This is a genomic window from Polaribacter sp. Z022 (assembly GCF_023555495.1).
Lineage (GTDB): Bacteria > Bacteroidota > Bacteroidia > Flavobacteriales > Flavobacteriaceae > Polaribacter.
In genome coordinates this window covers 19,895-45,686 of sequence record NZ_JALCZO010000004.1, presented here as the reverse complement: position 1 = coordinate 45,686, position 25,792 = coordinate 19,895, and the positions used below count along the sequence as shown (strand labels likewise).

Sequence of the window (25,792 nt, the reverse complement as noted above, 5' to 3'; positions counted from 1 at the left end):
AATGAAAGGAATTGTTTTTACAGAATTTTTAGATTTAGTCGAAGAAAAATTTGGGTTAGAAATGGTTGATAAAATTATTTCTCAATCTAAATTAGAATCAGAAGGAATTTACACATCTATTGGTACATATAGTTTTTCAGAAATGCTTCAATTGCTTACAAACTTAAGTAACAATACAGGTATTTCTACAGATGATTTATTATTAGTTTATGCAGAACACTTTTTTTCTGTTATAGAAACTAGTTATCCAGGGTTATTAGCAACTTATAATGATCCTATAGAAATGTTGGCTTCCATAGAAAACCATATCCATGTAGAAGTGCAAAAAATATATCCAGATGCAGAATTGCCTACTTTTATTATAGAAAAACAAACAGAAAATTCTTTAATAATGATTTATAAATCTAGTAGAGCAATGCACCATTTTGGACTAGGTTTAATGAATAAAACTTTCGAGCATTTTAATAGTACAGCATCTATTGTTCTTGAAAAAATAAAAGAAGACGGAACAGAAGTTAAGTTTATTGTAAACAAAAACTAATGAGTCAGAACCAAGTAGAAATATTACAGCGTGCCCTAAAGCGTGAAAAAGCTGCAAGGAAATCTGCTGAAAGAATTCTTGAAGAAAAGTCAAGAGAGTTATATGAAATTTCTCAAGAATTAAAAGATCTTTTAGATGAAAAGTCTTCTACACTTAAAGGTATTTTTGAAAACATTAATGATGCCTATGTTGCCATGGATCTCTTTGGGAATGTTTTAAAGATGAACGATGTTGCTGTTGAGTTATTTGGTTATGATATAAGAAAAGAAAAATTTAATGTTACTGATATAATTTATGAAAAAGATGTAGAATATACTTATAAGTCTTTTACTAATTTATATGAAAAAGGTTTTTTTAATGATTTTACTGCTAGAATTTACACTAAAAGTAAAGATATTAGATGGATACAAATAAATGCTACAATTGTATACGATAAAAATAAAAAACCTATTGCTGCACAAGGAATAATTAGAGATATTACCAAAGATAAAGAATCTAGAAATCTAGTTATAGAAGCTAAAAATAGACTTTCTGCTTTAGTTTTAAACCTTAATAGTGGTATCATTCTAGAAGATGAAAACCGTAAAATAGTTTTATCTAATACAAAATTTTGCGAATTACTTAATGTAGATGCTCAACCACAAGATTTAATAGGAATGGATTGTGGTGTTGCCTCTGAAATGAATAAGGTTAAATTTAAAAACCCCGATTCATTTGTTATGAGAATGAATGAAATTGTTGAAAACAAAATAGCAGTTTTTGGAGATCAATTAGAAATGGTTGATGGTAAAATTCTAGAAAGAAACTATACACCAATAATTGTAGAAGGTAAAATAAATGGCTTCTTATGGACTTTTAGAGATGTTACTCTAGAAAAGAATTATAATTTAAGTATAGAGGCAGAAAAAGAAAAGTATAGTAGCATAATTGCCAACATGAATTTAGGATTAGTAGAAATTAATACTAATGAAGAAATTTTAATGGTAAATCAGAGTTTCTTAGAAATGTCTGGTTATGAAGAAGAAGATTTAATAGGTAAAGTTGAAAGAGAAGTTTTTCCTGTAGAAAACACTTCTAAAAAAGTAGATTCTAGTGATTTAAACATTAATCAAATTGGAGAATCTAGTACTTACGAAATTAAAACAAAATGTGGTAGAGGAGAATATAGACATTGGTTAGTTAGTAATGCTCCTAACTATAATATAAAGGGTGAAGTTATAGGTGCAATAGGTATTCATTTAGATATAACAGAACTTAAAAAACTACAGTTACAAAAAGAAAAAATATTAAAAGAGTTAGAAGATAGAAATCAAGAATTATATGAATATGCTCATATAGTTTCTCATGATTTAAAATCTCCATTAAGAAGTATAGATGCTTTAGTTTCTTGGATTAAATCTGATAATCAAGATAAATTTGATGATATGACTCTTCAAAATTTTGATCTCATTGAAAATACAGTAGAAACAATGGAAACATTGATTTCTAACGTGTTAGAATACTCTAGTGCAGGTGCTACAATAGCAGAAGAAGAAGAGGTTGATTTAAATAACACAGTTAACGTATTAAAAAACTTTTTATACGTTCCAGAAAATATATCAATAAATATTTTAAATAAATTACCAATTGTAAAAGGTGATAAAACCAAGTTTCAACAAGTATTTCAAAATTTTATGAGTAATGCAATTAAATTTTGTGATAAAGAAGTTGGTATAATAGATATAGATTATGTTGATGATGGAGAATACCATCAGTTTTCAATAAAAGACAATGGTATTGGAATAGAAGAAAAATATCATGATAAGATTTTTAAAGTATTCCATTCATTAAACAAAAGAAAAGATTCTACAGGTATTGGTTTATCTATAATTAAAAAAATTATAGAATTATATGGAGGTAGAATTTGGTTAGAAAGTAAACCTAATTTAGGAACAACTTTTTATTTCACATTTAAAAAAGAAGCAAAATGAAAACAGTACAATTAAGAAAAAACAAAAATTCAGATTGGGAATATTTATCAGATAAATTAGAATTAAAAGAACCTTTAGTTTTAGTTTTTGGAAATAGATTTATGTTAGAAAGTGAAACTATTTTTGAAGAAATAAAATCAATCTTTAATGATGGACATATTGTATTTGGCTCTGCTTCTGGAGACATTTCTGCACATTCTGTAACAGACGAAACTATAACAATTACAGCAATAGAATTTGAAAAAAGTAGTTTTATAATAAAAACAACTAATGTTTTAGAAGCAAATAATGATGATTCAATAAATAGTTTTAATGTAGGTAAAGAATTAATAAATCAATTACCAGAAGAAGGATTAAAACATGTTTTTGTAGTATCTGAAGGTAGTTTTATTAACGGAAGTCAATTAACTAAAGGAATGAGTGCTGCAACAGATGATAATTTAACAATAACTGGTGCATTATGTGGTGATGGAGCAAGATTTGAAAAAACAATTTCATCTTATAATGAAAACCCTAAATCTGGAGAAATAGTTGCTATTGGTTTATATGGAGAAACATTAGAAGTTACGTTTTCTATTAATGGAGGTTGGACACCTTTTGGTCCTGAAAGAGCTGTAACTAAATCTAAAGACAATATTTTGTACGAGTTAGATAACTTACCTGCATTAGATTTATATAAAAAATATTTAGGTGAAAAAGCTAAAGAATTACCAGGAGCTGCATTACTTTATCCTTTAAATGTAAAATCTATAGATGGAGAAAACTATACAGTTAGAACTATTTTAAATATAGATGAAAAAGAAAACTCAATGATTTTAGCTGGAGATATTTTTAAAGACTCTAATGTACAATTAATGATGACCAATGTAGATAACATTGTTAATGCAGCAGAAAAAGCAGCAATAAATGCAGTAGAAGCTAGAGAAAATAAACCAGAATTAGCAATTTTAGTGAGTTGTATTGGTAGAAAATTAGTTTTAGACCAAAGAGTAGAAGAAGAAGTAGAAGAAGTTATGGAAGTTGTTGGAGAAGATACAACAATTACAGGGTTATATTCTTATGGAGAAATAGCACCCTTTATAGGAGAAAATAATTGCCAATTACATAACCAAACAATGACAATTACGTTAATAAGCGAATAATGAATTCTTTACTAAAAAGACAAATAAGAAAATATCTACCAAAAGAATTACAGTCTAATACAGATTTAGAAAAATTTTTAGACGCAATAGATAGATCCTATAATACTTCAGAAGAACAATTTGGTATGCTTCAAAGAGCTACTACAATTAGTTCTGAAGAACTTTTTGGTGCAAATAAACAATTGAGAGATGAAACAATTTCTCAAAAAAGAATTATAAAAAAATTAGAAAGCGTAATAGATAAATTACAGTTTTACGATTTAGAAAACGTAAGACCAGATGAAAGTTCAGATTCATTAAAATTAGTAGATTTTATTGATAATCAAACTAAAGAAATCATTAAAATAAATCAACAAAAAGATAAATTAGTACAAAGTTTAGAACGTCAAAACCAAGAATTAAATGATTATGCCCACATGGTATCTCATGATTTAAAATCGCCTTTACAAAGTATAGAGGCTTTAACTGCATGGGTTTTAGAAGATTATTCTGGGGTTTTAGATGTATCTGGTAAAGAAACTTTACAACTAATTAGAGAAAATGTTGAGAAAATGGATACCCTTGTAAAAGGAATTTTACAATATTCTACCATAGGTAAAATAGAAAAAGAGTTATACAATATAAGTTTAGACTCTTTAGTAAATGATATTATAAAAACTTTTTCTAAACAAGAAAATATAACATTTATAATACCTAAAAAACTACCAGTTATAAAAGGTGATACTTATAGGTTAGAACAATTATTTCAACATTTAATTAGTAATGCAATAAATTTTAACAATAAAAAAGAAGTTAGTATTGAAATTGGTTTTAAAGAAGATTCTGACTATTGGAATTTTTATATAAAAGACAATGGTGTAGGTATAGAAAAAAAATACTTTGATAAAATATTTGTAGCTTTTCAAAAATTAGAAGATAATTATAAATCTTCTGGTATTGGATTATCTATTGTAAAGAAAATAATTGAAGTTTACAAAGGAGAAATATACTTAGAATCTGAACCAAATGTAGGTTCTACTTTTTATTTTAGTATAAAAAAATAATAATGGAAAAGCCAAATTTAGATTATATAAATCAACTAGCAAGAGGAGATGAATCTATTAAAAATGAGTTAATAGAAGTAATAAAAACTGAGTTTCCAGAAGAAAAAAAAGAATACCTAAATAATTTAGAAAATAAGGTATTTAAAAAAATTGAAGAAAATGTTCATACAATTAAACATAAAATTAGTATTTTAGGACTTGAAAAGAGTTATGAAGCTGCTAACGAGTTTGAACACAACCTTAGAGAACAAAGTTTAGAAGGACAAAAAGAATTTGATCAAATTTTAACAGCAATTTCAGATTATATTGAAACTATATAATTTTTATGAATTGTATTATTATTGATGATGAAAAAATGGCTAGAGTCATACTAAAAACTCTATGCAATGAATTTAAATCTATTAATATTTTAAAAGAATTTTCTAACGCAATTGATGCTATGAAATATTTGATAGAAAATAGTGTAGATTTAATTTTTTTAGATATTCATATGCCTGGTTTTAGTGGTTTAGATTTTATAAAAACCCTTAAAGACCCTCCAAAAATTATTTTTACTACTGCAGATCCTAAATTTGCAATCGAAGCTTTTGAGTATGATTTTATTGTTGATTATTTATTAAAACCAATAGAATTACCTCGTTTTACAAAAGCAATAGAAAGAGCAAAACAAAAACAATTAGTATCTACTAATACTGATCAAAAAACTACAGCTAAAAAAAATGATATAGAAAATGACTTTTATATTAATATAGATAGAAGGTTAATTAAAATTGATTTGCCAACTATTTATTTAATAGAAGCAAAAGGAGACTATATTAAAATTAAAACAGAAACTAAAGATTATACTGTTCATTCTACCCTAAAAAAGATAGAAGAAAAACTACCAGATTCATTGTTTCTAAAAATACATCGTTCTTATATTATCAACATCAAAAAAATTATTGATATTGAAGATAATAGTGTTTTAATTAAGAAAGATGTTATACCAGTAAGTAGGTCTAAAAGACCAGAATTAATGAAAAGGTTAGACTTACTGTAATTTTTAATTTTATCTAAACACTTTATACAATTCGTCTATAGTTAAAGTGTCAAAGACGAAAATCTATAATTTTTACTTTATTGAGTTCCTAATTTCGCGGCATAAATTAATTATGTCATGAAAAAAATATTACTTCTTTTATTATCAACAGTTATAACATCTTTAAGTGCACAAACTTATCAGTACTTAGGAAATTATACTTCTAATGGAACTCCTTTGTATTTAGAGAATCCAAGTGATGTTGTTTCTGTAGAGACCCAAAGAATGATAAACAATTCTCTTCCAGAAAGATACCCTGTGCCAGATTATAACCCTCAATACATAACTTCTGGTTATGATACTGATGTAAAATTAGAAAAAGATGCAGATGTATGGGTAACTTTTGTAAGTGAAGGAGCAGGTTATAAAAATGTATTAGGTTTTTATACTTATGATTTAAATAACCCAACAAATACAAAACCAAGTAAAGAAGATATTACAATTATTTTTCCAAATGTTTCAGCTCTTGGTAGTGGAGGAGGATTACAAGTAGGAGATAAAGTTAAAATTGGAACTTTTAAAAAAGGAACAGGAATAGGTTGGGTTTTATTAGCAAATGCTTGGAGCTCTACTAGTCAGTCAGTTGGTAATTCTCTTTGGAATTTGTATTCAAATCCAGATTATAATCCAGAAGCTAATCAAAGTTTAAGATATCATAATGTATTATTAGCAGATCCTAATAATGAAAGAATTATTTTAGGTTTTGAAGATATAAGAAGAGATTACAGCAGTTGTGATAACGATTTTAACGATGCTATTTTTTATGTAACAGCAAATCCATATGAAGCAATTACAACAACTAATTATGCAGAAGTAACAGAAATAAACAATGTTTCATCTGCTAATAATGGAGGTTTAGAAAGTAATGGCTCTTTAGCAAACTTAATTGCAAAAAGAAATTTTAAAAGAATTAAAGAAGGCAATAATAGTTTTCAGAAAAAATTTCAGAAAAAGTTTAATAAAACTGCATTAAAAAGTAAAAGTAATACAGTTTCTTTAATAGACTTTTTGCCAGAAACAGGTATGTACAAAACAGAAGTAGCTAATGTTTCTAGTCCAGAAGATTTATTAGGAGTAACAAATGCTCAAGAAATATTTTCTGTAGATTATTATCAAGGAGAAGAAAGAGTATCTGCAGTATTAGCTACTAAAACTATTGGTTCTATTTACGATCATTCAAAAGTTATTTGCGATAGATTAAATAGTTCTAGTTTAGAAGATGTAAGAACAGTTGAAACAAGAGGTCATCAAATTATAAGTTCTAAAATTAAAAGAGCATCAGGACAAATAGAATATACATTAAGTTTTTCTATTAAAATGGATGCAAAAGAAGATGAGTTATTTAGTTTTTGGAATATAGATCAATATCCTTCTGGAAACTACCAAAACTATCAAATTTGGGGAAGTTCTTTTTCACAAGTATTTTCAATTGCTAATTTTATAATTGATGAACATACAAATTTAAATGGATTGAATAGCACAACTGTAGAAACTGTTTTGCCTAATGTTTTTGTAAAGTCTGGTAGTTATTCTAATGGAGTAATAAACTTAAATATTGTAAATAGAACGCAAGAAACATCTGTAAAATTTGTTGGTAATATTGCAGAAACAGAAGTATCTAATCATGTTCAAGTTTCAAATAATTTTACACTTTCTGGAGATTATAATGAAGTATTATCTATACAAACAGGTGTTTTGTTTGATATTGGTTTTTCTTTAGAAACAGCATCATCACCACAAAAAGATGCACTTTATTTAGCTGACGGACCTTGGGGATTAGATTACTTAAATGATTATGTAACTGTTGCTAATTTTGAGGTCTCTACAACTAATAGAGAATATAAAGATGATTTTTATGAAGTTGATAGAAGTGTAAGTGCAGTTGGAGAAGTTAAAGGAAATGTAAATTTATTTAGACATATTTTACCTGGAGATCAAACATTAAATGTTACAGATTATGGTTTTATAAACTTTAATATTACAAATAATGAACCAGTAGAAGTTGTAATCATGTCTGAAGATGATAGAGAATGGGAAAACAGATTGCGTTATACAATTCCTAGTAATAAAGAAGAAAGAACTATGAATTTATCTTTTTCTGATTTTGTAGATGCAAATGGAAATTCAGCAGAAATTAATAATATAAAAACAGTTGTTTTTTCTATAATTGGAGACTATACAAACTATATACCTTTTCAAATTGATGTTAAAAATCTATCTTTTAGTAAAAATGATGTTTTGTCTGTAGAAACTTTTAATGAAGCAATAAATACAAAAGCTTTTAATTATCCTAATCCATTTTCTACTACAACAACAATTCAATTACCAACAATTTCTCAAACTGTAAAAATTCAAGTTTATGATACAATTGGTAGAGTAGTAGATTATCAAATTTTAAACACTAATTCATCTAATAAAATTCAATACAATGCACCTCAATTAAAAAAGGGTATGTATAAATATAGAATTATAGATGATGCAAATAATCAACATTCAGGAACTTTTATCATAAATTAATCTGTTCGTTAATAATCAATTTATGTTTAAAGGCAAAAGAGAAATCTTTTGCCTTATCTTTTATAGATAGGTTTCTTTAAGATAATCCATTTAAAACGTAACCCAAACTCAGTATAAGTAAAGCCAGTAGAACCAGAAGTTGCCACAGCTGAAGCTATATTACTTTGCAATCCGTAAATATTTAATAAAGCATATTCAGAAAATCTGTAACCAAATTTAGCATCAATTCTGTAAGTACTTAAACTATCATCATCTTCAATGTATTGTAAACCAGTTGCTGCTGTTAAACCATAAAACAATTCTTTATTTTTAGCAGCACTTTCATCTTTTATAAGGTTTACAAATACTTCTACTGCATTAAATTTACTAGGACTAAAATAAACTGTAGGTACTTGGTTTTTAAAGGAAAGGTTTTGGTAATTTATACCAGCTTTCATGGATGGTTTAGCTAAAATATTATAATATAAAGATGTAAACAATAGGTTTCTAGCATTGTCATCACTTTGAAAAGTATAATAATACTGAGTAAACCAACCTAAGTTAAAGTTTGTACTTACACTATAATTTAAGATAAGGTTATTTTGTACAATTTGTTCGTTTAATAGGGCAGCATTAAAATTTTGAATATCTCTTTTGTAACCAATTTCTAAGTTTTGAAGTTTAAAAGGTTTTGTGCTAAAAGAAATGTCTGTTAAAAGTTTTTTATAACTACTTGTTTCAGATTCTGAAGAAGTAACACCAAAATTTGCCTTTAAAGTTAAGTTATTTAATAATTGATAAGAGGCACCTAAAAGTAAATTATTAGTAGTAGCTTTTAAGCCTGTAGTTGTATTTGAAGTTGTTCTTAAATTATAATTTGCTAAAAGTTTAAATTTAATAGATAAAGGGACTTCTGTTTTAAAATCTAAAGCTTTGGCTTCATTATTTCCATTATCAAAAGAATAAGAAACTTTAGTTTCTGTTACAGGTGTATAACTTAAGTCTAATTGCTTAATAAAATTCTTAGCATCTTTTTGTTCATCATAAAAAGTTAATGTGTTTTCTGCACTTTTATAAGCTCCTTTATAATAACCTAAAGCTTTTAATACGTTAGCTTTACCAAGGTTTCCATCAAAAGAAGCACTGTCTTTTTTTAGAATTAAATTGTAATCAGCTAAACTCTTTTTAAAATCGCTTTTATAAACATTTAAAGTAGCTCTTAATGAAAGCATCCAATTATCAGGATTATCATTGTTGTCTAATAATTTTTTTATTTCAATATCAGCATCAGAAAACTTTTTAGACCAAATTAATGCTTGTATATATCGTTCTATAGTTTGATTTTTTTGAATTTTAGGAGAATCTTCTGAAATACTAGCTAAAGCTTTTTTAGAATAACTTAAAGCAGTTTTTTCATCACCTGCCAAATGATAGGATAAAGCAATTCCGTTTAATGAAGTAAGTTTATCTTTAGGGTTTTTTCCTATAATTTCATAAGTAGCTTTTGCTTTATCTGTTTGTTTAGAAATTAAATATAAGTTTGCTAAGTTTAAAAGTGTTTCTTTATCGTTTTTAAAAGTAATTAAGTTTTCTTTTAAATATTTTTCTGCTTCATCATATTTTTGATACTTAATTTTTTTATTGGCTAAACCAAGTCTCATATATTTTTTAGAAACTAATGCATTTGGATTGCCAGGTAAAACTTCTAAAGCTTTGTTTACATTAATTATAGCATTTTCGTATTCTTTTAAGTTAGATAAAGTATTTGCATACCCTAATAAGGCAGCAAAACTTTTACTGTCTTCTTTTAATAGTTTTTCATAATATACTTTAGCATCTGGATAGTTTTTACCCCACAATAAAGATTCTGCATAATTTAATTTAACTTCAAAAGAATCTGGATAATCTTTTAATAGACCAATAAATATTTTAACAGCTTTTGCTGCATTTCCATTTAAACCAACAGCTCTACCATAACAAAGTATAGCAGTTTTATTAGTTGGGTAATCTTTTAATATTTTTTTAAAAAAAACTTCTGCTTTTTGATATTTTCCTGTTTCTAGATAGGTGAAACCTTCTTTCATATCTTGACCAAAACACTGAATGCTAAACAATAAAAAGAATAGTAGGGATAAACTTATTGATTTCATATTAATTTTTTTTCAATTGCAATTTAAGGAATAGAATTATAAAGTATGTGTTATTGTTATTTTAATTGCATTTTTTTTATGATTAAAATAGATCCTTTTTATTAGCAAATTTGATTTAAGTTCATAAAAATAGACCAAAATAGTTTAAATTAATATGATAAAAATCAAATTTATAAAGAAGCTTTAGTGTTATATTTGGTTGAAGTAAATCTTGAAATTTGATAAAGTTATTTTAAATGAATTATAATTTTATCTATATTTATGTGGATTATCAAGAAAAAAATTGAACCCTAAAAAAGAATAAGAAAAAGCATGAAAGGAGTTATAAGTTTTATAAAAAAAACCATTAAGCCAGAACAACTATTTATGTTAAGTGTTTTGCTAGTTAATGGTGGAAATTACATATATAATTTAGTATTAGGTAGAGTTTTAGGTCCAGAGAAGTTTGCAGATGCAGCAATTCTTATAACTTTTTTATTAGTACTTTCTTTTGTAGCAATGACTTTTCAGCTTGTAACTGCTAAGTTTTCAGTTATTTTTGAAGATTCTGTTTTTAGTGGCTTTATATCTAAAATATATAAAAATGCATCTATAACAGGTGTTGTTTTAGGAATTGCAATTGTTGTTTTCTCATCACAATTGCAAATTTTTTTTAAAACAACTTCGTCTACAATGTTTGTTATTTTTGGTATTGGTGTGCCCTTGTATTTTTTAATGAGTGTAAATAGAGGTATTTTTCAAGGAAAACAGCAATTACTTTCTTTATCGATTACTTATCAATCAGAAATGATAAGTCGTTTAATACTAACATTTGCTTTATTATATTTATTAGATATAGACTCGTCTTTAATTATAGCAATAGGTATTTTTTGTTCTTTTGCCTTTGGATTAATTCCTTTTAAAAAGAATAGTTTTTCTCTTTTTAAACCACTAGAGTTAGAAGAAGCTAACAAAAAATTAGTAAAAAAGTTTTTTATAATAACAGCATTTTATGAGTTAACTCAAATTATTATTAATAATAGCGATATTTTATTAGTGAAGCATTATTTTGAATCTTATGAAGCTGGTTTGTATGCTTCTTTAGCATTAATTGGTAGAGTAGTTTATTTTATTGCTTGGATGTTTGTTATGTTGCTTTTACCTACTGTAGTGCAACTTAAAAAAGATGGAAAAGATACCTTGCCAATTTTATTAAAATATGTTGCTTATATAGCTTTTATAGCAACCTCTATTGTGGTAAGTTGTTTCTTTTTTCCTGATGAAATTATTAAAATATTATTTGGTAGTGAGTATTTAGGAATATCTCAATTATTATGGAAATATGCTTCTGCTACCGGTATTTTTGCAATTTCAAACATATTTGCTTATTACTATTTGTCTTTAGATAAATACGTTCCTGTAGTACTTTCTGGAATTTTTGGGATGTTACAAATAGTATTAGTCGTTCTTTTTCATGAATCTTTAGAACAAGTAGTTCATGTACAAATAATAGCTATGGTTTTATTATTAATTGTACAGTTAAGTTTTTTCTTTTTTAAAGATTCTAAAAAATCTAAAATTAAAAAAAGTACTAATTAAAGGTAAAATATCTTTAATAATTTTCCAATCATCTATACTTATTTGCATTTGAACTTTGTTCTTTAATAAAATAAAAGATAAAGACCGAAATTTATAGTAACATTAAAAAAAAAAAAAAGATGAAATTAGCAATAGTAACAGCCTACCCCCCAAGCAAAGTAACTTTAAACGAATATGCTTATCATTTAGTAAAAAGTTTTAGACTTAAAGAAAAAGTAACCGAATTAATTCTTTTAACAGATGTTACTTCAGGTGAAAAAGATATTCAATTTGAAGAAGATGGATGTAAAATAACAATAAAAGAGTGTTGGAAGTTTAACAGCTACTCTAATACAACTAAAGTTTTAAAAGCAGTAAACCAAACAAAGCCAGATGCAATCTTGTTTAACTTACAATTTATGAAGTTTGGAGACAAGAAAGTTGTAGCTGCATTAGGTTTAATGTTACCTTTATTGTGTAAAAGAAAAGGAATACCAACTATTGTTTTATTGCATAATATTTTAGAACAAGTAGATTTAGGTAGTGCAGGTTTTACCACCAATAAATTAGCTCAAAAAGTGTACAATTTTATTGGTACTACTTTAACTAAATTAATTTTAAAATCAGATTTAGTTGCAGTAACTATGGAAAAATATGTAACTACTTTAGTAGATAAATACAAAGTAGATAATGTTAAAATGATTCCTCATGGAACATTTGAAATTCCTGATAGTCCAACTCAAGAATTACCAGAAGGTCCTTTAAAAGTAATGACATTTGGTAAATTTGGTACTTATAAGAAGGTTGAGTCTATGATAGAAGCTGTAGAAATTGTAAGAAAAGAAACAGGTTTAGATTTAGAAATAGTAATTGCAGGAACAGACAATCCTAATGTACCAGGTTATTTAGCAAATGCAAAAGAAACATACAAACATGTACCTCAACTTCATTTTACAGGATATGTAGAAGAAGTAGAAGTAGAGCCTTTATTTACAGAAAGTGCTGTAGTGGTATTTCCTTACACATCTACAACAGGTAGTTCTGGAGTATTGCATCAAGCAGGTAGTTATGGTAGAGCAGTGGTTATGCCTAACTTAGGTGATTTAGCAACTTTAATTGTAGATGAAGGTTATAGAGGAGAATTTTTTGAACCAGAAAGTGTAGAAAGTTTAGCAAATGCAATTAAAGCGATTGTTACTAATAATGATTATAGAATAGAATTAGGAGAAGCTAATTATAAAGCAGCAACTGCTTTTCCAATGGAAAGAATTACAGATATTTACTTAGAAGAATTTAATAAAATTATTGATAAAAAGAAATAATTTATTCTGAAGAAATATATTTAAAAGATAATTTTTTAGCACCAGTATTAGAAATGAATCCGAATTTTTTCTGAGGATTTGTTCGCCAAGGAAGTCTCCCTAAGACTTCCTTAGGTACGTTATCAAAATCATATAAAGTCCATGACATAAAAGGAATTTCATTTTTTGTCAGGACTTTTTGTATATCTTTATAATAGTTAGCTTGTTTTTCATCTGAACTAGCAAAAGGCCTCCACATACCACCATAAGAAGAAACACCAAATTCTTGTAGTATAATAGGTTTATTTTCAATCTTTTCTTTTAACGTTAAATATTCTTTTTCAAATTCTGCAAGATTTTCATAATAATGAAAAGAAATTACATCTACTTTATCTTTTAAAATGGTAGCACTTTCTACATTAGACCAACCTATAGTAACTGGGTGATTTTTATCTATTGATTTAATTAATGAAATCATAAAATCTAACCAAGCTGTTACATTAACTTTTCCTCTAGAATCAAAATCTAAATTTGGTTCATTTTTTACATCCCAAGCTAAAACTGCTTTATGATCTTTAAAAGTATTTACAATTTTTTCTGTATGTCTGTGGTTTAAAGTCCAATCTAAAACATCATAATTACCATAAAAATCAAACAAAGTAATAACTACTTTAATATCTAATTCTAGAGCAGTATCTAATACTTTTTTAAGTTTCTCTATTTTTTTATAATTTACATTTGCTTTACCAAAATCTTCATAAGGTACAAAAATTCTAATCGAATTTAATCCTGCTTTTTTAATGATTCTAAAATCGTTTTTAATGATGTTGATGTTAAATTCCTCTCCATACATATTCCAAGGAGTTTCTTGAGGATAATAGTTAATACCTTTAATATTTGTAAATTCTATTGGTGTTTTAATTAGTTTACTTTTATATTTTTCTGAAGATTCTTTAACCATATGTCTTATACGCCAAAAACCGTCTTCTAATAATAAAACATATCTGTAAGTATTTACTTCTGTAGTTTCTAAAACTAAAACGTTGTCTTTAAAAACTTTTTTATATTCTACTGCATCATTATCTTTTAAAACTAATAATTGACCATCTTCACTAAAAAATTCTATATCTAAATTATGTTCTAAAGTTGTAGACTCTATAGTAATATTGTTTTTCTTGTTGTAGTCTAAGATATTATAAATGTTTTTTCTTGCACTTTCTGTAAAGTAGTCTTCTATACCAACTCTTGTGTTTGTTTTATATGCAATATGCTTTACATACCAAGCATCTATATAATCATTTTTTATTGCACTAATTTTTTGTTTACTTATTTCTCTTCCTTCATTCCCATCATTTTTCCAAGTAATTTTTGGTAAATATTGCTCAATTTTTTTTACTTCTGTATGCAACATTTTACTTCTGTCTGCACCCGTATTTAAAAAACTAAAAATAGAACTAACTAAAAATAATAATATTCCTATTATTATAATATAAGTTAACATTAAAGTTATTCTAAGAATTCTTTTGCTAGTTTTTTTCATAATTTAAAACCTTTAAATTCTTTTTTAATACCTGCAGACTCAATAACAAAATTATAAACATCATTTTCATAAATATTAGGATCTAAATAAAATGTGGCAAAGCCATTATTAGATTCTTTAAATAATGCGTTAATAAATTTTTTGTTTTTATATAAAGATAGTTTTACATACAATCCATCTGGAATTATTTGCCCCATAAAACTTTCTAAAGGACCTACTGTAATTGTTCTATTATTATCTTCAAAAACTACATTAAAATCTTCTATAACTTTTTTATACTTAATAGTAATGGTATTGCTTTCTGATATACCAATAAAATAAGCTTTTACAGTCCAAACATCTTCAAAATCTGGATGAACAATTTTAGCATGTGCAACTCCATTTATAGTGGTTGCAGCAGTTTTTAATATTCCTCCTTCTTTATTTTTAATATAAAATTCTATATAACTACCATCGCTTATAATATTTTGGTTTTTATCTTTTATTGTTGAAGTATAAAGCGTTGTTATTTGATTACCATCTGCATAATCATGATTTCTATGCATAAAAATTTCAAAATTTGAGGCTATAGCAGGCATAATATTTACATCAAACTCTTTTGAATTTAACCCATAAGATTCAGAAGAAATTATCATTCTTCCACTTTTATTAGGGGAAAAAATATTTTTATGACCAATTAATTTATCAGTTAAAATATTTACTTTTTCTTCAGATTTTAAGAATTGATATTTTACATCAACTTTACTGTTATCTAGTATTGGGTTATCTAAACTATCTGTTGGTATTACCACCAACATTGTATAATCTAATCCACCAGCATCTATACTTGGTGGTCCTAAATAGGTTTCTATACTAGTAGGTTGTTGTTGAGATGAAATTAAAATTTCTCCAAATGTTGTTTTTTCATAATTTATTGCTTTCCAAGATAAAACGCCTCTTTTTTTGGATAAAAAACTAGGGATTTTAAATGTTACTTTATTTTTAACTGCTTTAGATTCTATGAGAGTAGAACCATAACTATTTGTGCAATATAAACTGTATAATGTGTCTTTTTTTACATTAAATTCTAAAACAATTTCATCACCAACAATAAATTCTTTTTGTAAGGATAAAATAGAGATAGGAGATTGCTTTGTTGTTTTTTCTTGGGCAAGAAAAGAAACAACTAGAAGCTGAATTATTATTAATAAAATTCTTTTTTTAAACTTCATTATTTTGGATTTCCTACATAAATGTTTAATTCAATTCTAACATAACCAAAAAGAGGATGATCTACTTTTTGTAGTTTTCCAATTGTATGGTTGTTAATTCTATTTGGTACTATTTTAAAAGCAATATTTTTATTAGGCAAACCATTTACAAAACAAAAACTCATATCATCGCTAATAGTTCTTATACTTGGTCTTAAAGGAAAAGAGTAGTTAAATCGTAATTTTCTTTCTTGTCTTATTCCTTCTTTTAAAAACAAGTTATCTACCCAAATCATTTCTTTGTCTTTATTATAAAAAGTAAAAATTACTTGAGGAATGGTAATTTCTTGTATACCACTATTAAATAAAGTTCCGCTTATATTGTTTGGTGTAATATTAATTTCGCTTAAAACAATGTCTTTATATAAATCTGAATTTGAGGTGTTCCCAGCAGCTTGTAAATTAAATTTTGTTGGTTGCTCGCTTAATTCTATTGGTGTAAACTCATCTGGATTAAAAGTTTTAGGAATAGAATCTTTTGTTTTAGACCATGCAATACCTTCAAAATTAATTCTAAAAGCACTAATTTCTTTAGGCATTAATTTATGTTTAATTATATGTTTTGCATTATAGGTTGCTAATTCTTTATCATCATCATTGTATAATGTACCTTTTAAAACTACATCAGAGGGTACATTGTCTATATTTTGTACTTCACCAATAATTGAATAACGTTTGTTAAATTTTATCAATTTAGCAGAAACAATTTCTAAAACAGGTTGTTTTAAAACATCTTCATGATGCGTTTGTTCTGTTGTAATTCTTCTTCTTCCTTGATTAAAATAACCAGTAGTATTTTTAGAATACAATTGGTCTGGAGGTAAATCAATAGATTTTCTAGTTGGTTTTAAGTACCATTTTCGTCCTCTTTTAACTGTTGTTCTATATTCTACTTTAGATAGTTTTTCTAGCGGTGTTATCCATTTGGTTTCTACTTTTAGAGTAGCTAAACTATCTGTTTGTTTTTTTATTTCTGTAGTAATAGCATCTAATTTTGCGTAAGAACTCAACAAACCATCTGTTACAGAAATTTCTAATAAGTATTGATCTCTAGTAAGTTCATCTTCAGGATCTATGTATGTAAAACTTTTATTTAATTCTTTAAAATCTACAGCATCATAATAAGCTTTAATTACATTTTCTGGAGATCTTTGTGTGTCATTTTTTATATAAAACATATAGCAGGCGTAACCTATAGCAATTGATAATACAACTGCCCAAATATGAAATGCTTTTAAAACAGGTCTAGAAAATTTAGAATAATCATTTTGAAATTTAAAGAAATCTGGTTTTGCTTTAATTTTAGTTTTTAAACTATTCACAAATATTGATTGTACATTAAAAGTAAAAGCAATAATTACAGTTAAAAAAGGTATAATTCCCCACATTAGTTTAACCCAAGCAGGTACGTCTTCTTTTGGTAATATTGAAGAAACAGGAGGGACGTTTAATTTTTCCCAAACCATAATTCCGTTTTCTAATTGAGATAAACGTTGCCAACCACAGAAAAATAAAACAGGGTCATAAAATTTATCATTAGAAAAAATATATTTTAAGTTGTACTTTTCTGGAGTTGTTAAAAATTGTTGAAGTGACCCTATACCTGCTACACCTTTAAACTTAGAGTTTTCTAATCTTTCAATTGGTCTTGTTGTTAGTTCTGGTAAACGTCTTGCAGAATGATAATTACCATCCACACTCATTGCTTTAGTTTGTGCAGCTAACCACGCCATTTGATCTCCAAAACCTAATGTTAAATGTCTCCAATGATCATGAGAATCTTGACTCAAGAAATTAACAATAGGTAACATTTTTATTTTTTGAGGTTGAGATGGTCTAAAGTACCCCAAACTCATTGTAAAAACAACCATTCCAACATAGAGAGCAGCTAAAATTCCACCTAATAATCTATGATATATTGCACCAAATCTTTTTTGAATTAATTCTTTTAAATCACCTTCTACAAATCTGTAAATGAATTCTCCAAATATAGGAATAGACATAATAGAACCCCATAGAGTAAACCTATCTAGCGTTAAAATATTAAATGCAGTTTCTCCTAATATTAATTTAGGAATAGGAGTTGTACCACCAGTACCTAAAATAACTAACATTGTAAATGAAAGTCCAAAAAAGATATATCTTTTACTATAATATCTATAAAAAATATAAGGCAAAATAAACAGTAACAAACCCCAAGGAATGGTAAAAAACACCAAACCAGAAGAAGTTACTTCTATAAAACTATCTCTAGAACCATGAGGAATAGGTACTTGAGTTATTGGGTTTTTTTTAGAATTTAACCAGTAAGGAAAAATACAAAAAACAATAAGAAATAATGCAGAAAACCCGAAAGCTAAATTCTTTTTTAGTTGCTTAAAAAAAGTTTTTAAGAATAACATAAAAGTTACTTCTTTAAAAGAATTTACTTCTTCTCTTGCAACATCCATAATTACTGTACCAATTAATGGGAAGATAAAAAATAACATTCCAAAAATAGGAGTAACATGATGTGAGGTTACAGTAACAGAAATTAATGAAAGAGAGGTAAAAAAGAATTTATATTTACCAGTTTTTAACCATAAATAAATTTCAGGTAAAGAGTGCATTAATATAGAAACTCCAATGATGCTGGGGAGTTGTCCAAAAATATGTAAGGTTTCTACAAAAGATGATGAAAATACAGCTAAAACAGCTGCATAACCTGCAACAGTTCTATTGGCTGTAATTAATAGAGAATACCTGTAAGAACCTGTTACAAATAATATTATGGCTATAATAGCTAGAGTAAATAAACCAAATTTTACACCACCAATTAAAGATAAAGCTCCAATTGTTTGATGTACTAATGGAGGATAACTTTGTACAGTAAAACCTGTATACCATTTATAGTTCCAAGGTTCAAACCAATTAGAAGCATAATGTTCTGCAAAAAATAAATGAATTAAAGCGTCATAAGTAGTTTCTAGAGTAAAAAAGATTGTAGAACCATGAAAAGTTAAAGCAAGTAAAATTGCAGTAATTAAGTATTTATTAGATTTTTCTTTCATTAACTAATTTCTCTCTCTTTTGTAGAGTAAATATAAAGATTTTTAAGTAATATTTTTTATTTATCTATAGTTAACTACCTTTAATCGAAATTAAATGACATTTCATGTCTAATAAAAAAATAAGATACTAAAACTTAGTAAATTTAAGTATTAAAAAAAAAAAAATAAACCCCAAAAAGATGAAAGTATTAGCAATTGACGATCAGAAATTAGTATTAATCCCATTAGAAAGTAAATTAAAGGAAATGGGATATGAAGTAATTACAGAAACAGATGCTGTAAAAGGTATTGAGTTGTATGACTCTTTTGAACCAGATTTAGTAATAGTAGATATTCATATGCCTACAATTTCTGGATTAGAAGTTGTTAAACATATAAGAGAAAGTAAAAAACCTGATACACCAATTATGATTTTATCTGGTAATACAGGTGATGAAATGATAACGAAAGGTTTTGAACTAGGTGTTAATGATTATATGAAAAAACCTTTAAGTTTAACAGAGGTTATTTTAAGAACAAAAAGATTAATAGGTACTCCAGAAAATGTAGAAGCAACAACCAATTTTAAAAATACCATTATACAACAAAGATGTGTTGGTGTTGTTATACCTTGTTATAATGAAGAAGAAAGATTATCTAGTAAAGAATTTACAGATTATATTGCTAAAAACTCTGGGTATCATTTATGTTTTGTAAATGATGGAAGTAAAGATAATACTCTCCAGGTTTTAAAAGATATTCAAAAAGGAAAAGAAGACTTTATAACTGTTTATGATTGTGAGAAAAACGGTGGTAAAGCTGAAGCTGTAAGACAAGGAATGTTATATATGGCTAAACAAGAAGATTTAGATTATATAGGTTTTTTAGATGCAGATTTATCTACAGATTTAGCCGATTTTGATGATTTAGTAACTACTATAGAAAATAATGCAAATTATAAAATTGTAAGTGGTTCTAGAATTAGTAGAATGGGTGCAAATATTACTAAAGAATCTGCTAGAAAAATAATTAGTATGACTATTAATTATATTATCAGAAAAATCTTAAAAATGGATTTTAAAGACACACAATGTGGAGCTAAAATATTCCATAAAGATGTAATTGATGTTTCTTTTGGTAAAAAGTTTGTTACTCAATGGATTTTTGATGTTGAAATTTTTAGAAGAATTACACTTCATTATGGTTTAGACAAAGCAAAGCAAATGTTATGTGAGCACCCTATAAAAAGGTGGATTCATGCAGATGGTTCTAAATTATCGATGAAAGACTCTGTTAAAATTGTTTTTCAGTTAGGTCAAATTGCCGTTCATTATAGAAAAAGTAAGTACAAAAAATAATTATAAATAAATTCTTTAAGATTAATTTATAATTCTTAAAATTGCCAATATTATTATTAGAATGAAAGAGAAATCAATATATAGAATAAAAGGAAAAGTCCAAAACTATGATTGGGGTGGAGAAAGTTATATTCCTAATTTAGTTTCTCAAGAAATTAAAGAAAATGAAACCTATGCAGAATATTGGCTAGGTGCACATTTAAAAGCGCCTTCTAGCATAATTACAGCTAAAGAAGAGATCTCTTTAGATAAATTTGTAGAAAATAATCCTATAGAAAATCTTGGTAAAACTGTTGCTTCTAATTTTGGGAAATTACCCTATTTATTTAAAGTTTTAGATGTAAAAAAAATGCTTTCTATTCAGGTTCATCCATCAATAGAAGCTGCAATAATAGGGTATGAAAAAGAAAATGAATTAGGAATTTCATTAACAGCAAAAAACAGAAATTATAAAGACAAAAACCATAAACCAGAGTTAATGGTTGCTTTAAGTGATTTTTGGTTGTTGCATGGTTTTTTAGAAGCATCTAAACTAATTAAAAATTTAACAGATACTCCAGAATTAAACTTTTTGCTAGATACTTTTAAAAATGAAGGTTATTTAGGTCTTTATAAAAAAGTAATGGAGTATACTCAGAATGAGGTTAATAATGTTTTAAAACCTTTGATAGATAGAATTTACCCTAAATATTTAAATAACGAATTTGATAAATCTACACCAGAATATTGGTCTGCAAAATCTTTGGTAAATAAAGATTCTGAAGACATTGATAGAGGAATTTTTTCGATTTACTTTTTTAATATTTTAAATGTTTCTAAAGGAGAAGCTGTTTTTCAAGATGCTGGTGTGCCACATGCATATTTACAAGGTTTAAATATGGAGTTAATGGCCAATTCAGATAACGTTTTAAGAGGTGGTTTAACAAGTAAGCATATTGATGTTGAGGAGTTAATAAAAAACACAAAATTCGAAGAAACAATTCCAGAGGTTTTAAATGGAAATAAAAACCTAGCAAATGGTGAAACTGTTTTTAAAACCAAAGCTAAAGATTTTGAGTTAAGTAAAATTGAATTATCAAAAGATATTATTAATAATTCAACTTCTAGTTCTATAGAAATATTAATTGCATTAGAAGGTGAAGCAACTATTATTAATAATGACGAAACTTTAACTATAAATAAAGGAGAATCAGTATTAATTAAAGCAAATACAAATTATACTGTAAAAACTTCTACAAAAGTAGAAATTTATAAAGCAAGTGTTCCAAAAATAGAGTAGTACTAAGGTTTAATTTTTTTTAATAATGTGTCAGTTCCTAAACTAGCAATTTCGTCAATTATTGTTAAGTTTAGGAATTGATTTTTAGATACAGATGGTTTTGGATCTATAAAATAAATTGGAGTTTTTGGTTTTATATAATTAACCAAACTTGCAGCAGGATATACTTGCATTGATGTGCCTATAATTACTAAAATATCAGCCTTTTGAGTAATTTCTATTGCTTTTTCTAACATAGGTACCATTTCTCCAAACCATACTATATGTGGTCTTAGTTGATTTCCTTTTGGACATTTATCACCTAAAACAAGATTGTTATTCCAATCTAAAACTACATTTTCATCAACAATACTTCTCGCTTTTAAAAGTTCACCATGTAAATGCGTTACATTTTTGCTTCCTGCACGTTCATGCAAATCATCTACATTTTGAGTAACAATTTCTACATCAAAGTATTTTTCTAAGGCTACTAAATTATAATGTCCTTTATTTGGGCTTACTTCAAACAATTGCTTTCTTCGTTGATTGTAAAAATCTAAAACCAATTCCGGATTTGCTTTAAATCCTTCAGGAGAAGCTACTTCCATTACATCATGTCCTTCCCATAAACCGTTAGAATCTCTAAAAGTTTTTATTCCGCTTTCAGCAGAAATTCCAGCTCCTGTTAATACTACCAGTTTTTTCATTTTTTAAGTTTCAATTTTTTAATAATTACAATTAAGTTAAAAATAAGAATAAATTGATAAGTTTGTAGTTATGATTGATAAAAATTTATTAGCATATTTTGAAGGATATTTAACTGAGAAAAGGAAAAATCTATTTAAAAAGGTTTTAGAGGATAGAACAAGGCATTTTGCTGTGGTTTTAGAAGATATTTTTCAACCACACAATGCAAGTGCTGTAGTAAGAACTGCAGATATTTTTGGCGTGCAAGATGTACATGCAATTGAAAATAAGTATACCAACAAAGTATCTAGGCATGTAGCTAAAGGATCACAAAAGTGGATTACTTCTAAACGTTACAAATCTGATGGAAATAATACCAAAGAATGTTTAGATAACTTACGTAAAAAGGGGTATCAAATTGTTGCTACAACACCTCATAATGATTCTTGTTTATTGCAAGATTTTGATATCACAAAAAAATCGGCATTTGTATTTGGAGTAGAAGCAGAAGGGGTTTCAGATTATGTTAAAGAACAAGCAGATGGTTTTTTAAAAATACCAATGGTAGGTTTTACAGAGAGTTTAAATATTTCTGTTGCTGCAGCTATTATTTTGCAAGATGTTACTACTAAATTAAGAAAATCAGATGTTAATTGGCAATTAACTAAAGAAGAAAAAGATATTTTGTATTTTGATTGGGTAAAGAAAACCATTAAAAATGTAGATAAAATAGAAGCTCATTATTATAACAATTTAAAGCAAACAGATGAATCCTAAAGTTGATGAATATATTTCGAAAAAAGAACCATGGAGAAACGAACTAGAAAAACTACGTTCAGTTTTAACAGAATTACCTTTAGAAGAAACTATTAAATGGGGAGCTCCAACTTATGTTTTTAACGGAAAAAATGTTTTAGGTTTAGCAGCTTTTAAAAACTATTGTGGTTTGTGGTTTTTTCAGGGAGCCTTGTTAAAAGACAAACAAAAAGTATTTATAAATGCACAAGAAGGTAAAACTAAAGCCATGTTACAATGGCGCTTTTATACTTTAGAAGAAATCAATACAGATTTAATTAAAGCCTATGTTTTAGAGGCTATTGATAATGTAAAAGAGGGTAAAGAAATAAAACCAAATAGAAGTAAAAAAGAATTAATTATACCTACTGAATTTGCTGCTCAATTAAATTCAAATTCCGAATTAAAATCAAAATTTGAAGCATTAACAAATGGTAAACAAAGAGAGTATGCAGATTACATTTCTGAAGCAAAAAGAGATGCAACAAAAATAAAAAGGTTAGAAAAAATTATTCCAATGATTTTAAATGGAGTAGGACTACATGATAAATATAAGAATTGTTAATCAACAATTACTTTTTCTATTGTAGCAGTAGAATCGCAACGTTTAACATAAAGACTTACATTTTTTAAATCTTTTTTACCAGTAATAAAGTATTCTGCACAAGGTTTTTGTCTAGGTTTGCTTTTACCAAAATCAACATCGCCAGTGTACAAAATTGTAGATATTTTTAAAGTGTCTATATTGTGTTGTAACATCGAATTCTTAGCATTATTAGAAAATAAACGCTCTTTAATCCTAATTGTTTTAAGTGTTCTAGCATCCATTCCGTAATCAAAAGTTGCTTGTTTTTTTTGCCAAAAAAAGTAAACACCAATACAACCTATTGATAATCCTACTAAATAATATCCTATTCTTTTAATTAACATGCTAAAATTTTGAAATGCAAATGTACTTTTTTGTATTGATTATAAGAATTATAAAATCAATAAATTAATATCTCTAAAAGGAATGTCAAACCAATCTGCAACAGTTCTATTGGTTAAAATTCCGTGATAAAAATACATACCGTTTCTAAGACTTTTGTCAAAACGAGCTGCGTTTTCAAACCCACCTTCTTCTGCAATATTTAGTAAATATGGTGTAAAAATATTACTAATAGATAAAGATGCAGTTCTTGCATAACGTGCAGGAATATTTGGCACACAATAATGTACTACACCATGTTTTACAAAAGTGGGTGTAGTATGTGTAGTAACGTTAGAAGTTTCAAAACAACCACCTCTATCTATACTAACATCTATAATAACAGCACCTTCTTTCATGGTTTCTATCATTTCTTCTGTACCACATATTGGAGATCTATTTTTACCTCTTATTGCTCCAATAGCAACATCTGCACGCATTAATGCTTTTGCTATAGATTTTGGTTGTAAAGTAGAGGTATAAATAGGTGCATTTAAAGAGTGCTGTAATTTTCTTAATTTACTAAGCGAGTTGTCAAAAACTTTTACTCTAGCACCTAAGCCTAAGGCAGTTCTTGCAGCATATTCACCAACAGTTCCAGCTCCAAAAATTACAACACTAGAAGGAGGAACACCTGCAATATTTCCTAACAGCAACCCATTTCCTTTGTTTGTTCCACTCATTAATTCTGAAGCAATAAGAACAGATGCTGTACCTGCAATTTCACTTAAAGATTTAACAATAGGATATGTGTTGTGTTCATCTTTTATATAATCAAAAGCAACTGCTGTAATACGTTTTTTTGCTAAATTTTCGAAATAAGATTTATTTTGAGTTTTTAATTGTAAAGAAGAAATAAGAACTGTTTGTGGGTTCATGTAATCTATTTCTTTTTCTGTTGGTGGAGCAACTTTTAAAACTATATTACATTTAAAAGCTTCTTCTATATCATAAGATATTTTTGCACCTGCTTCAGAGTATTCTTTATCAGAATAATTAGCATTGTCACCTGCACCAGTTTCAATAACAATTCTATGTCCATGAGCACAAAGTGCAGAAACAGCATCTGGAGTTAAACACACACGTTTTTCACCTAAATAAGTTTCTTTGGGTAAGCCAATAAATAACTCACCTTTTTGCTTTTTAATTTCTAACATTTCTTCTTGCGGAAGCAACTCTTCTTTACTAAAAGGAGAAAATGAACTCATAGTTGGTTATTTAATTAGAATATTTCTTTGCTGATTGTCTAAAATGCTTAAATGAATTTCAACAGCATCTAAAGGTAGTAAATTTTCGATATTTTCTGGCCATTCTACCAAACACCAAGCATTATTATCAAAATATTCTTCAATTCCTATGTCTAAAGCTTCGTTTTCATCTTCAATTCTATAAAAATCAAAATGAAATACTTTGCCTTTATTTTTTGTATGATATTCATTTACCAATGAAAAAGTAGGAGAGGAGATGTTATCTAAAACTTCTAGTTGTTTACAGATTTCTTTTATTAAAGTGGTTTTACCAACACCCATTTGCCCATAAAACAATAAGGTTTTGTTTTTTGCTGATGAAATTACTTCTGAAGCAATTATTGATAAATCTTCTAAAGAATAGTTTTTGTTCATAAAAACAA

Annotated in this window: 21 protein-coding genes; 13 read left to right on the top strand and 8 right to left on the bottom strand. The window is 26.8% G+C overall.

What is annotated here, in order from left to right; genetic code table 11:
• Window position 1 precedes the first annotated feature (1 nt).
• From MPF13_RS09935 to MPF13_RS09905, 7 genes are all read left to right on the top strand, one after another.
• The gene (locus MPF13_RS09935; RefSeq protein WP_249982366.1) at window positions 2–541 is read left to right on the top strand and encodes a heme NO-binding domain-containing protein; all 540 of its coding nucleotides are present in this window, start codon (window positions 2–4) and stop codon (window positions 539–541) included.
• Window positions 541–2,511, top strand: coding sequence for a PAS domain-containing sensor histidine kinase (locus MPF13_RS09930; protein WP_249982365.1), 1,971 nt, complete (start codon window positions 541–543; stop codon window positions 2,509–2,511). Before MPF13_RS09935 ends, MPF13_RS09930 begins: the two co-directional genes overlap by 1 nt.
• On the top strand, window positions 2,508–3,653 hold the full coding sequence (locus MPF13_RS09925) for an FIST signal transduction protein (RefSeq protein ID WP_249982364.1): 1,146 nt from the start codon (window positions 2,508–2,510) through the stop codon (window positions 3,651–3,653). The genes MPF13_RS09930 and MPF13_RS09925 overlap by 4 nt, the downstream gene beginning before the upstream one ends.
• Window positions 3,653–4,696 (top strand): sensor histidine kinase, encoded by a 1,044-nt coding sequence (locus tag MPF13_RS09920; RefSeq protein WP_249982363.1) that lies wholly within the window; start codon window positions 3,653–3,655, stop codon window positions 4,694–4,696. Before MPF13_RS09925 ends, MPF13_RS09920 begins: the two co-directional genes overlap by 1 nt.
• Window positions 4,697–4,698: 2 nt before the next feature.
• Window positions 4,699–5,016 carry an Hpt domain-containing protein gene (locus MPF13_RS09915; RefSeq protein WP_249982362.1) on the top strand — a complete coding sequence of 106 codons (318 nt, stop codon included), beginning with the start codon at window positions 4,699–4,701 and terminating at the stop codon, window positions 5,014–5,016.
• A 5-nt stretch (window positions 5,017–5,021) separates the two neighbouring features.
• Window positions 5,022–5,735: a LytR/AlgR family response regulator transcription factor gene (locus MPF13_RS09910; RefSeq protein WP_249982361.1), complete on the top strand. Its 714-nt coding sequence runs from the start codon at window positions 5,022–5,024 to the stop codon at window positions 5,733–5,735.
• 117 nt (window positions 5,736–5,852) lie between these two features.
• Window positions 5,853–8,291 carry a DUF4114 domain-containing protein gene (locus MPF13_RS09905; protein WP_249982360.1) on the top strand — a complete coding sequence of 813 codons (2,439 nt, stop codon included), beginning with the start codon at window positions 5,853–5,855 and terminating at the stop codon, window positions 8,289–8,291.
• A gap of 53 nt (window positions 8,292–8,344) precedes the next feature.
• Here MPF13_RS09905 and MPF13_RS09900 read toward each other — a convergent pair whose 3' ends face one another.
• Complete coding sequence (locus MPF13_RS09900) at window positions 8,345–10,420, bottom strand: tetratricopeptide repeat protein (RefSeq protein ID WP_249982359.1); 2,076 nt, start codon at window positions 10,418–10,420, stop codon at window positions 8,345–8,347.
• Between the two features lie 312 nt (window positions 10,421–10,732).
• Between MPF13_RS09900 and MPF13_RS09895 the strand changes: the two genes are divergently transcribed.
• Window positions 10,733–11,998, top strand: a complete 1,266-nt coding sequence (locus MPF13_RS09895) for an oligosaccharide flippase family protein (RefSeq protein ID WP_249982358.1) — start codon at window positions 10,733–10,735, stop codon at window positions 11,996–11,998.
• A gap of 119 nt (window positions 11,999–12,117) precedes the next feature.
• Window positions 12,118–13,299, top strand: coding sequence for a glycosyltransferase (locus tag MPF13_RS09890; protein ID WP_249982357.1), 1,182 nt, complete (start codon window positions 12,118–12,120; stop codon window positions 13,297–13,299).
• Window position 13,300: 1 nt separating this feature from the next.
• On the opposite strand, the gene MPF13_RS09885 is transcribed toward MPF13_RS09890, so the two are convergent.
• Genes MPF13_RS09885 through MPF13_RS09875 form a run of 3 tightly spaced genes read right to left on the bottom strand, consistent with a single transcriptional unit; the run spans window position 13,301 to window position 19,118 of the window.
• A complete protein-coding gene (locus tag MPF13_RS09885; RefSeq protein WP_249982356.1) occupies window positions 13,301–14,818 on the bottom strand; it encodes a glycoside hydrolase family 2 TIM barrel-domain containing protein in 1,518 nt (505 codons plus the stop codon).
• Window positions 14,815–16,029 carry a hypothetical protein gene (locus tag MPF13_RS09880; RefSeq protein ID WP_249982355.1) on the bottom strand — a complete coding sequence of 405 codons (1,215 nt, stop codon included), beginning with the start codon at window positions 16,027–16,029 and terminating at the stop codon, window positions 14,815–14,817. The genes MPF13_RS09885 and MPF13_RS09880 overlap by 4 nt, the downstream gene beginning before the upstream one ends.
• Window positions 16,029–19,118: a putative glycosyltransferase family protein gene (locus MPF13_RS09875; protein WP_249982354.1), complete on the bottom strand. Its 3,090-nt coding sequence runs from the start codon at window positions 19,116–19,118 to the stop codon at window positions 16,029–16,031. The genes MPF13_RS09880 and MPF13_RS09875 overlap by 1 nt, the downstream gene beginning before the upstream one ends.
• Window positions 19,119–19,297: 179 nt before the next feature.
• On the opposite strand from MPF13_RS09875, the gene MPF13_RS09870 reads away from it, so the two are divergent.
• Both MPF13_RS09870 and manA read left to right on the top strand, forming a co-directional pair.
• Entirely contained in the window at window positions 19,298–20,455 is a 1,158-nt protein-coding gene (locus tag MPF13_RS09870; protein ID WP_249982353.1) for a response regulator, read from the top strand.
• Between the two features lie 61 nt (window positions 20,456–20,516).
• Window positions 20,517–21,734 (top strand): mannose-6-phosphate isomerase, class I, encoded by a 1,218-nt coding sequence (gene manA / locus MPF13_RS09865; RefSeq protein WP_249982352.1) that lies wholly within the window; start codon window positions 20,517–20,519, stop codon window positions 21,732–21,734.
• A 2-nt stretch (window positions 21,735–21,736) separates the two neighbouring features.
• Here the strand turns inward: manA and MPF13_RS09860 are convergent, their stop codons facing one another.
• Window positions 21,737–22,420 (bottom strand): SIR2 family NAD-dependent protein deacylase, encoded by a 684-nt coding sequence (locus tag MPF13_RS09860; RefSeq protein WP_249982351.1) that lies wholly within the window; start codon window positions 22,418–22,420, stop codon window positions 21,737–21,739.
• Window positions 22,421–22,490: 70 nt separating this feature from the next.
• On the opposite strand from MPF13_RS09860, the gene MPF13_RS09855 reads away from it, so the two are divergent.
• Both MPF13_RS09855 and MPF13_RS09850 read left to right on the top strand, forming a co-directional pair.
• A complete protein-coding gene (locus MPF13_RS09855; protein WP_249982350.1) occupies window positions 22,491–23,177 on the top strand; it encodes a TrmH family RNA methyltransferase in 687 nt (228 codons plus the stop codon).
• The gene (locus tag MPF13_RS09850) at window positions 23,167–23,760 is read left to right on the top strand and encodes a YdeI/OmpD-associated family protein (RefSeq protein WP_249982349.1); all 594 of its coding nucleotides are present in this window, start codon (window positions 23,167–23,169) and stop codon (window positions 23,758–23,760) included. The genes MPF13_RS09855 and MPF13_RS09850 overlap by 11 nt, the downstream gene beginning before the upstream one ends.
• Here MPF13_RS09850 and MPF13_RS09845 read toward each other — a convergent pair.
• Genes MPF13_RS09845 through tsaE form a run of 3 tightly spaced genes read right to left on the bottom strand, consistent with a single transcriptional unit; the run spans window position 23,757 to window position 25,784 of the window.
• Window positions 23,757–24,125 carry a DUF4258 domain-containing protein gene (locus MPF13_RS09845; protein WP_249982348.1) on the bottom strand — a complete coding sequence of 123 codons (369 nt, stop codon included), beginning with the start codon at window positions 24,123–24,125 and terminating at the stop codon, window positions 23,757–23,759. The genes MPF13_RS09850 and MPF13_RS09845 overlap by 4 nt on opposite strands.
• A gap of 48 nt (window positions 24,126–24,173) precedes the next feature.
• Window positions 24,174–25,370 (bottom strand): alanine dehydrogenase, encoded by a 1,197-nt coding sequence (locus tag MPF13_RS09840; protein ID WP_249982347.1) that lies wholly within the window; start codon window positions 25,368–25,370, stop codon window positions 24,174–24,176.
• Between the two features lie 6 nt (window positions 25,371–25,376).
• The gene (gene tsaE / locus MPF13_RS09835) at window positions 25,377–25,784 is read right to left on the bottom strand and encodes a tRNA (adenosine(37)-N6)-threonylcarbamoyltransferase complex ATPase subunit type 1 TsaE (protein ID WP_249982346.1); all 408 of its coding nucleotides are present in this window, start codon (window positions 25,782–25,784) and stop codon (window positions 25,377–25,379) included.
• Window positions 25,785–25,792: the final 8 nt, after the last annotated feature.

Excerpts from the sequence above, each read along its gene's own strand:
- MPF13_RS09935 (WP_249982366.1), top strand. The coding sequence starts at position 2 with ATGAAAGGAATTGTTTTTACAGAATTTTTAGATTTAGTCGAAGAAAAA.
- MPF13_RS09930 (WP_249982365.1), top strand. The coding sequence starts at position 541 with ATGAGTCAGAACCAAGTAGAAATATTACAGCGTGCCCTAAAGCGTGAA.
- MPF13_RS09925 (WP_249982364.1), top strand. The coding sequence starts at position 2,508 with ATGAAAACAGTACAATTAAGAAAAAACAAAAATTCAGATTGGGAATAT.
- MPF13_RS09920 (WP_249982363.1), top strand. The coding sequence starts at position 3,653 with ATGAATTCTTTACTAAAAAGACAAATAAGAAAATATCTACCAAAAGAA.
- MPF13_RS09915 (WP_249982362.1), top strand. The coding sequence starts at position 4,699 with ATGGAAAAGCCAAATTTAGATTATATAAATCAACTAGCAAGAGGAGAT.
- MPF13_RS09910 (WP_249982361.1), top strand. The coding sequence starts at position 5,022 with ATGAATTGTATTATTATTGATGATGAAAAAATGGCTAGAGTCATACTA.
- MPF13_RS09905 (WP_249982360.1), top strand. The coding sequence starts at position 5,853 with ATGAAAAAAATATTACTTCTTTTATTATCAACAGTTATAACATCTTTA.
- MPF13_RS09900 (WP_249982359.1), bottom strand. The coding sequence starts at position 10,420 with ATGAAATCAATAAGTTTATCCCTACTATTCTTTTTATTGTTTAGCATT.
- MPF13_RS09895 (WP_249982358.1), top strand. The coding sequence starts at position 10,733 with ATGAAAGGAGTTATAAGTTTTATAAAAAAAACCATTAAGCCAGAACAA.
- MPF13_RS09890 (WP_249982357.1), top strand. The coding sequence starts at position 12,118 with ATGAAATTAGCAATAGTAACAGCCTACCCCCCAAGCAAAGTAACTTTA.
- MPF13_RS09885 (WP_249982356.1), bottom strand. The coding sequence starts at position 14,818 with ATGAAAAAAACTAGCAAAAGAATTCTTAGAATAACTTTAATGTTAACT.
- MPF13_RS09880 (WP_249982355.1), bottom strand. The coding sequence starts at position 16,029 with ATGAAGTTTAAAAAAAGAATTTTATTAATAATAATTCAGCTTCTAGTT.
- MPF13_RS09875 (WP_249982354.1), bottom strand. The coding sequence starts at position 19,118 with ATGAAAGAAAAATCTAATAAATACTTAATTACTGCAATTTTACTTGCT.
- MPF13_RS09870 (WP_249982353.1), top strand. The coding sequence starts at position 19,298 with ATGAAAGTATTAGCAATTGACGATCAGAAATTAGTATTAATCCCATTA.
- manA (WP_249982352.1), top strand. The coding sequence starts at position 20,517 with ATGAAAGAGAAATCAATATATAGAATAAAAGGAAAAGTCCAAAACTAT.
- MPF13_RS09860 (WP_249982351.1), bottom strand. The coding sequence starts at position 22,420 with ATGAAAAAACTGGTAGTATTAACAGGAGCTGGAATTTCTGCTGAAAGC.
- MPF13_RS09855 (WP_249982350.1), top strand. The coding sequence starts at position 22,491 with ATGATTGATAAAAATTTATTAGCATATTTTGAAGGATATTTAACTGAG.
- MPF13_RS09850 (WP_249982349.1), top strand. The coding sequence starts at position 23,167 with ATGAATCCTAAAGTTGATGAATATATTTCGAAAAAAGAACCATGGAGA.
- MPF13_RS09845 (WP_249982348.1), bottom strand. The coding sequence starts at position 24,125 with ATGTTAATTAAAAGAATAGGATATTATTTAGTAGGATTATCAATAGGT.
- MPF13_RS09840 (WP_249982347.1), bottom strand. The coding sequence starts at position 25,370 with ATGAGTTCATTTTCTCCTTTTAGTAAAGAAGAGTTGCTTCCGCAAGAA.
- tsaE (WP_249982346.1), bottom strand. The coding sequence starts at position 25,784 with ATGAACAAAAACTATTCTTTAGAAGATTTATCAATAATTGCTTCAGAA.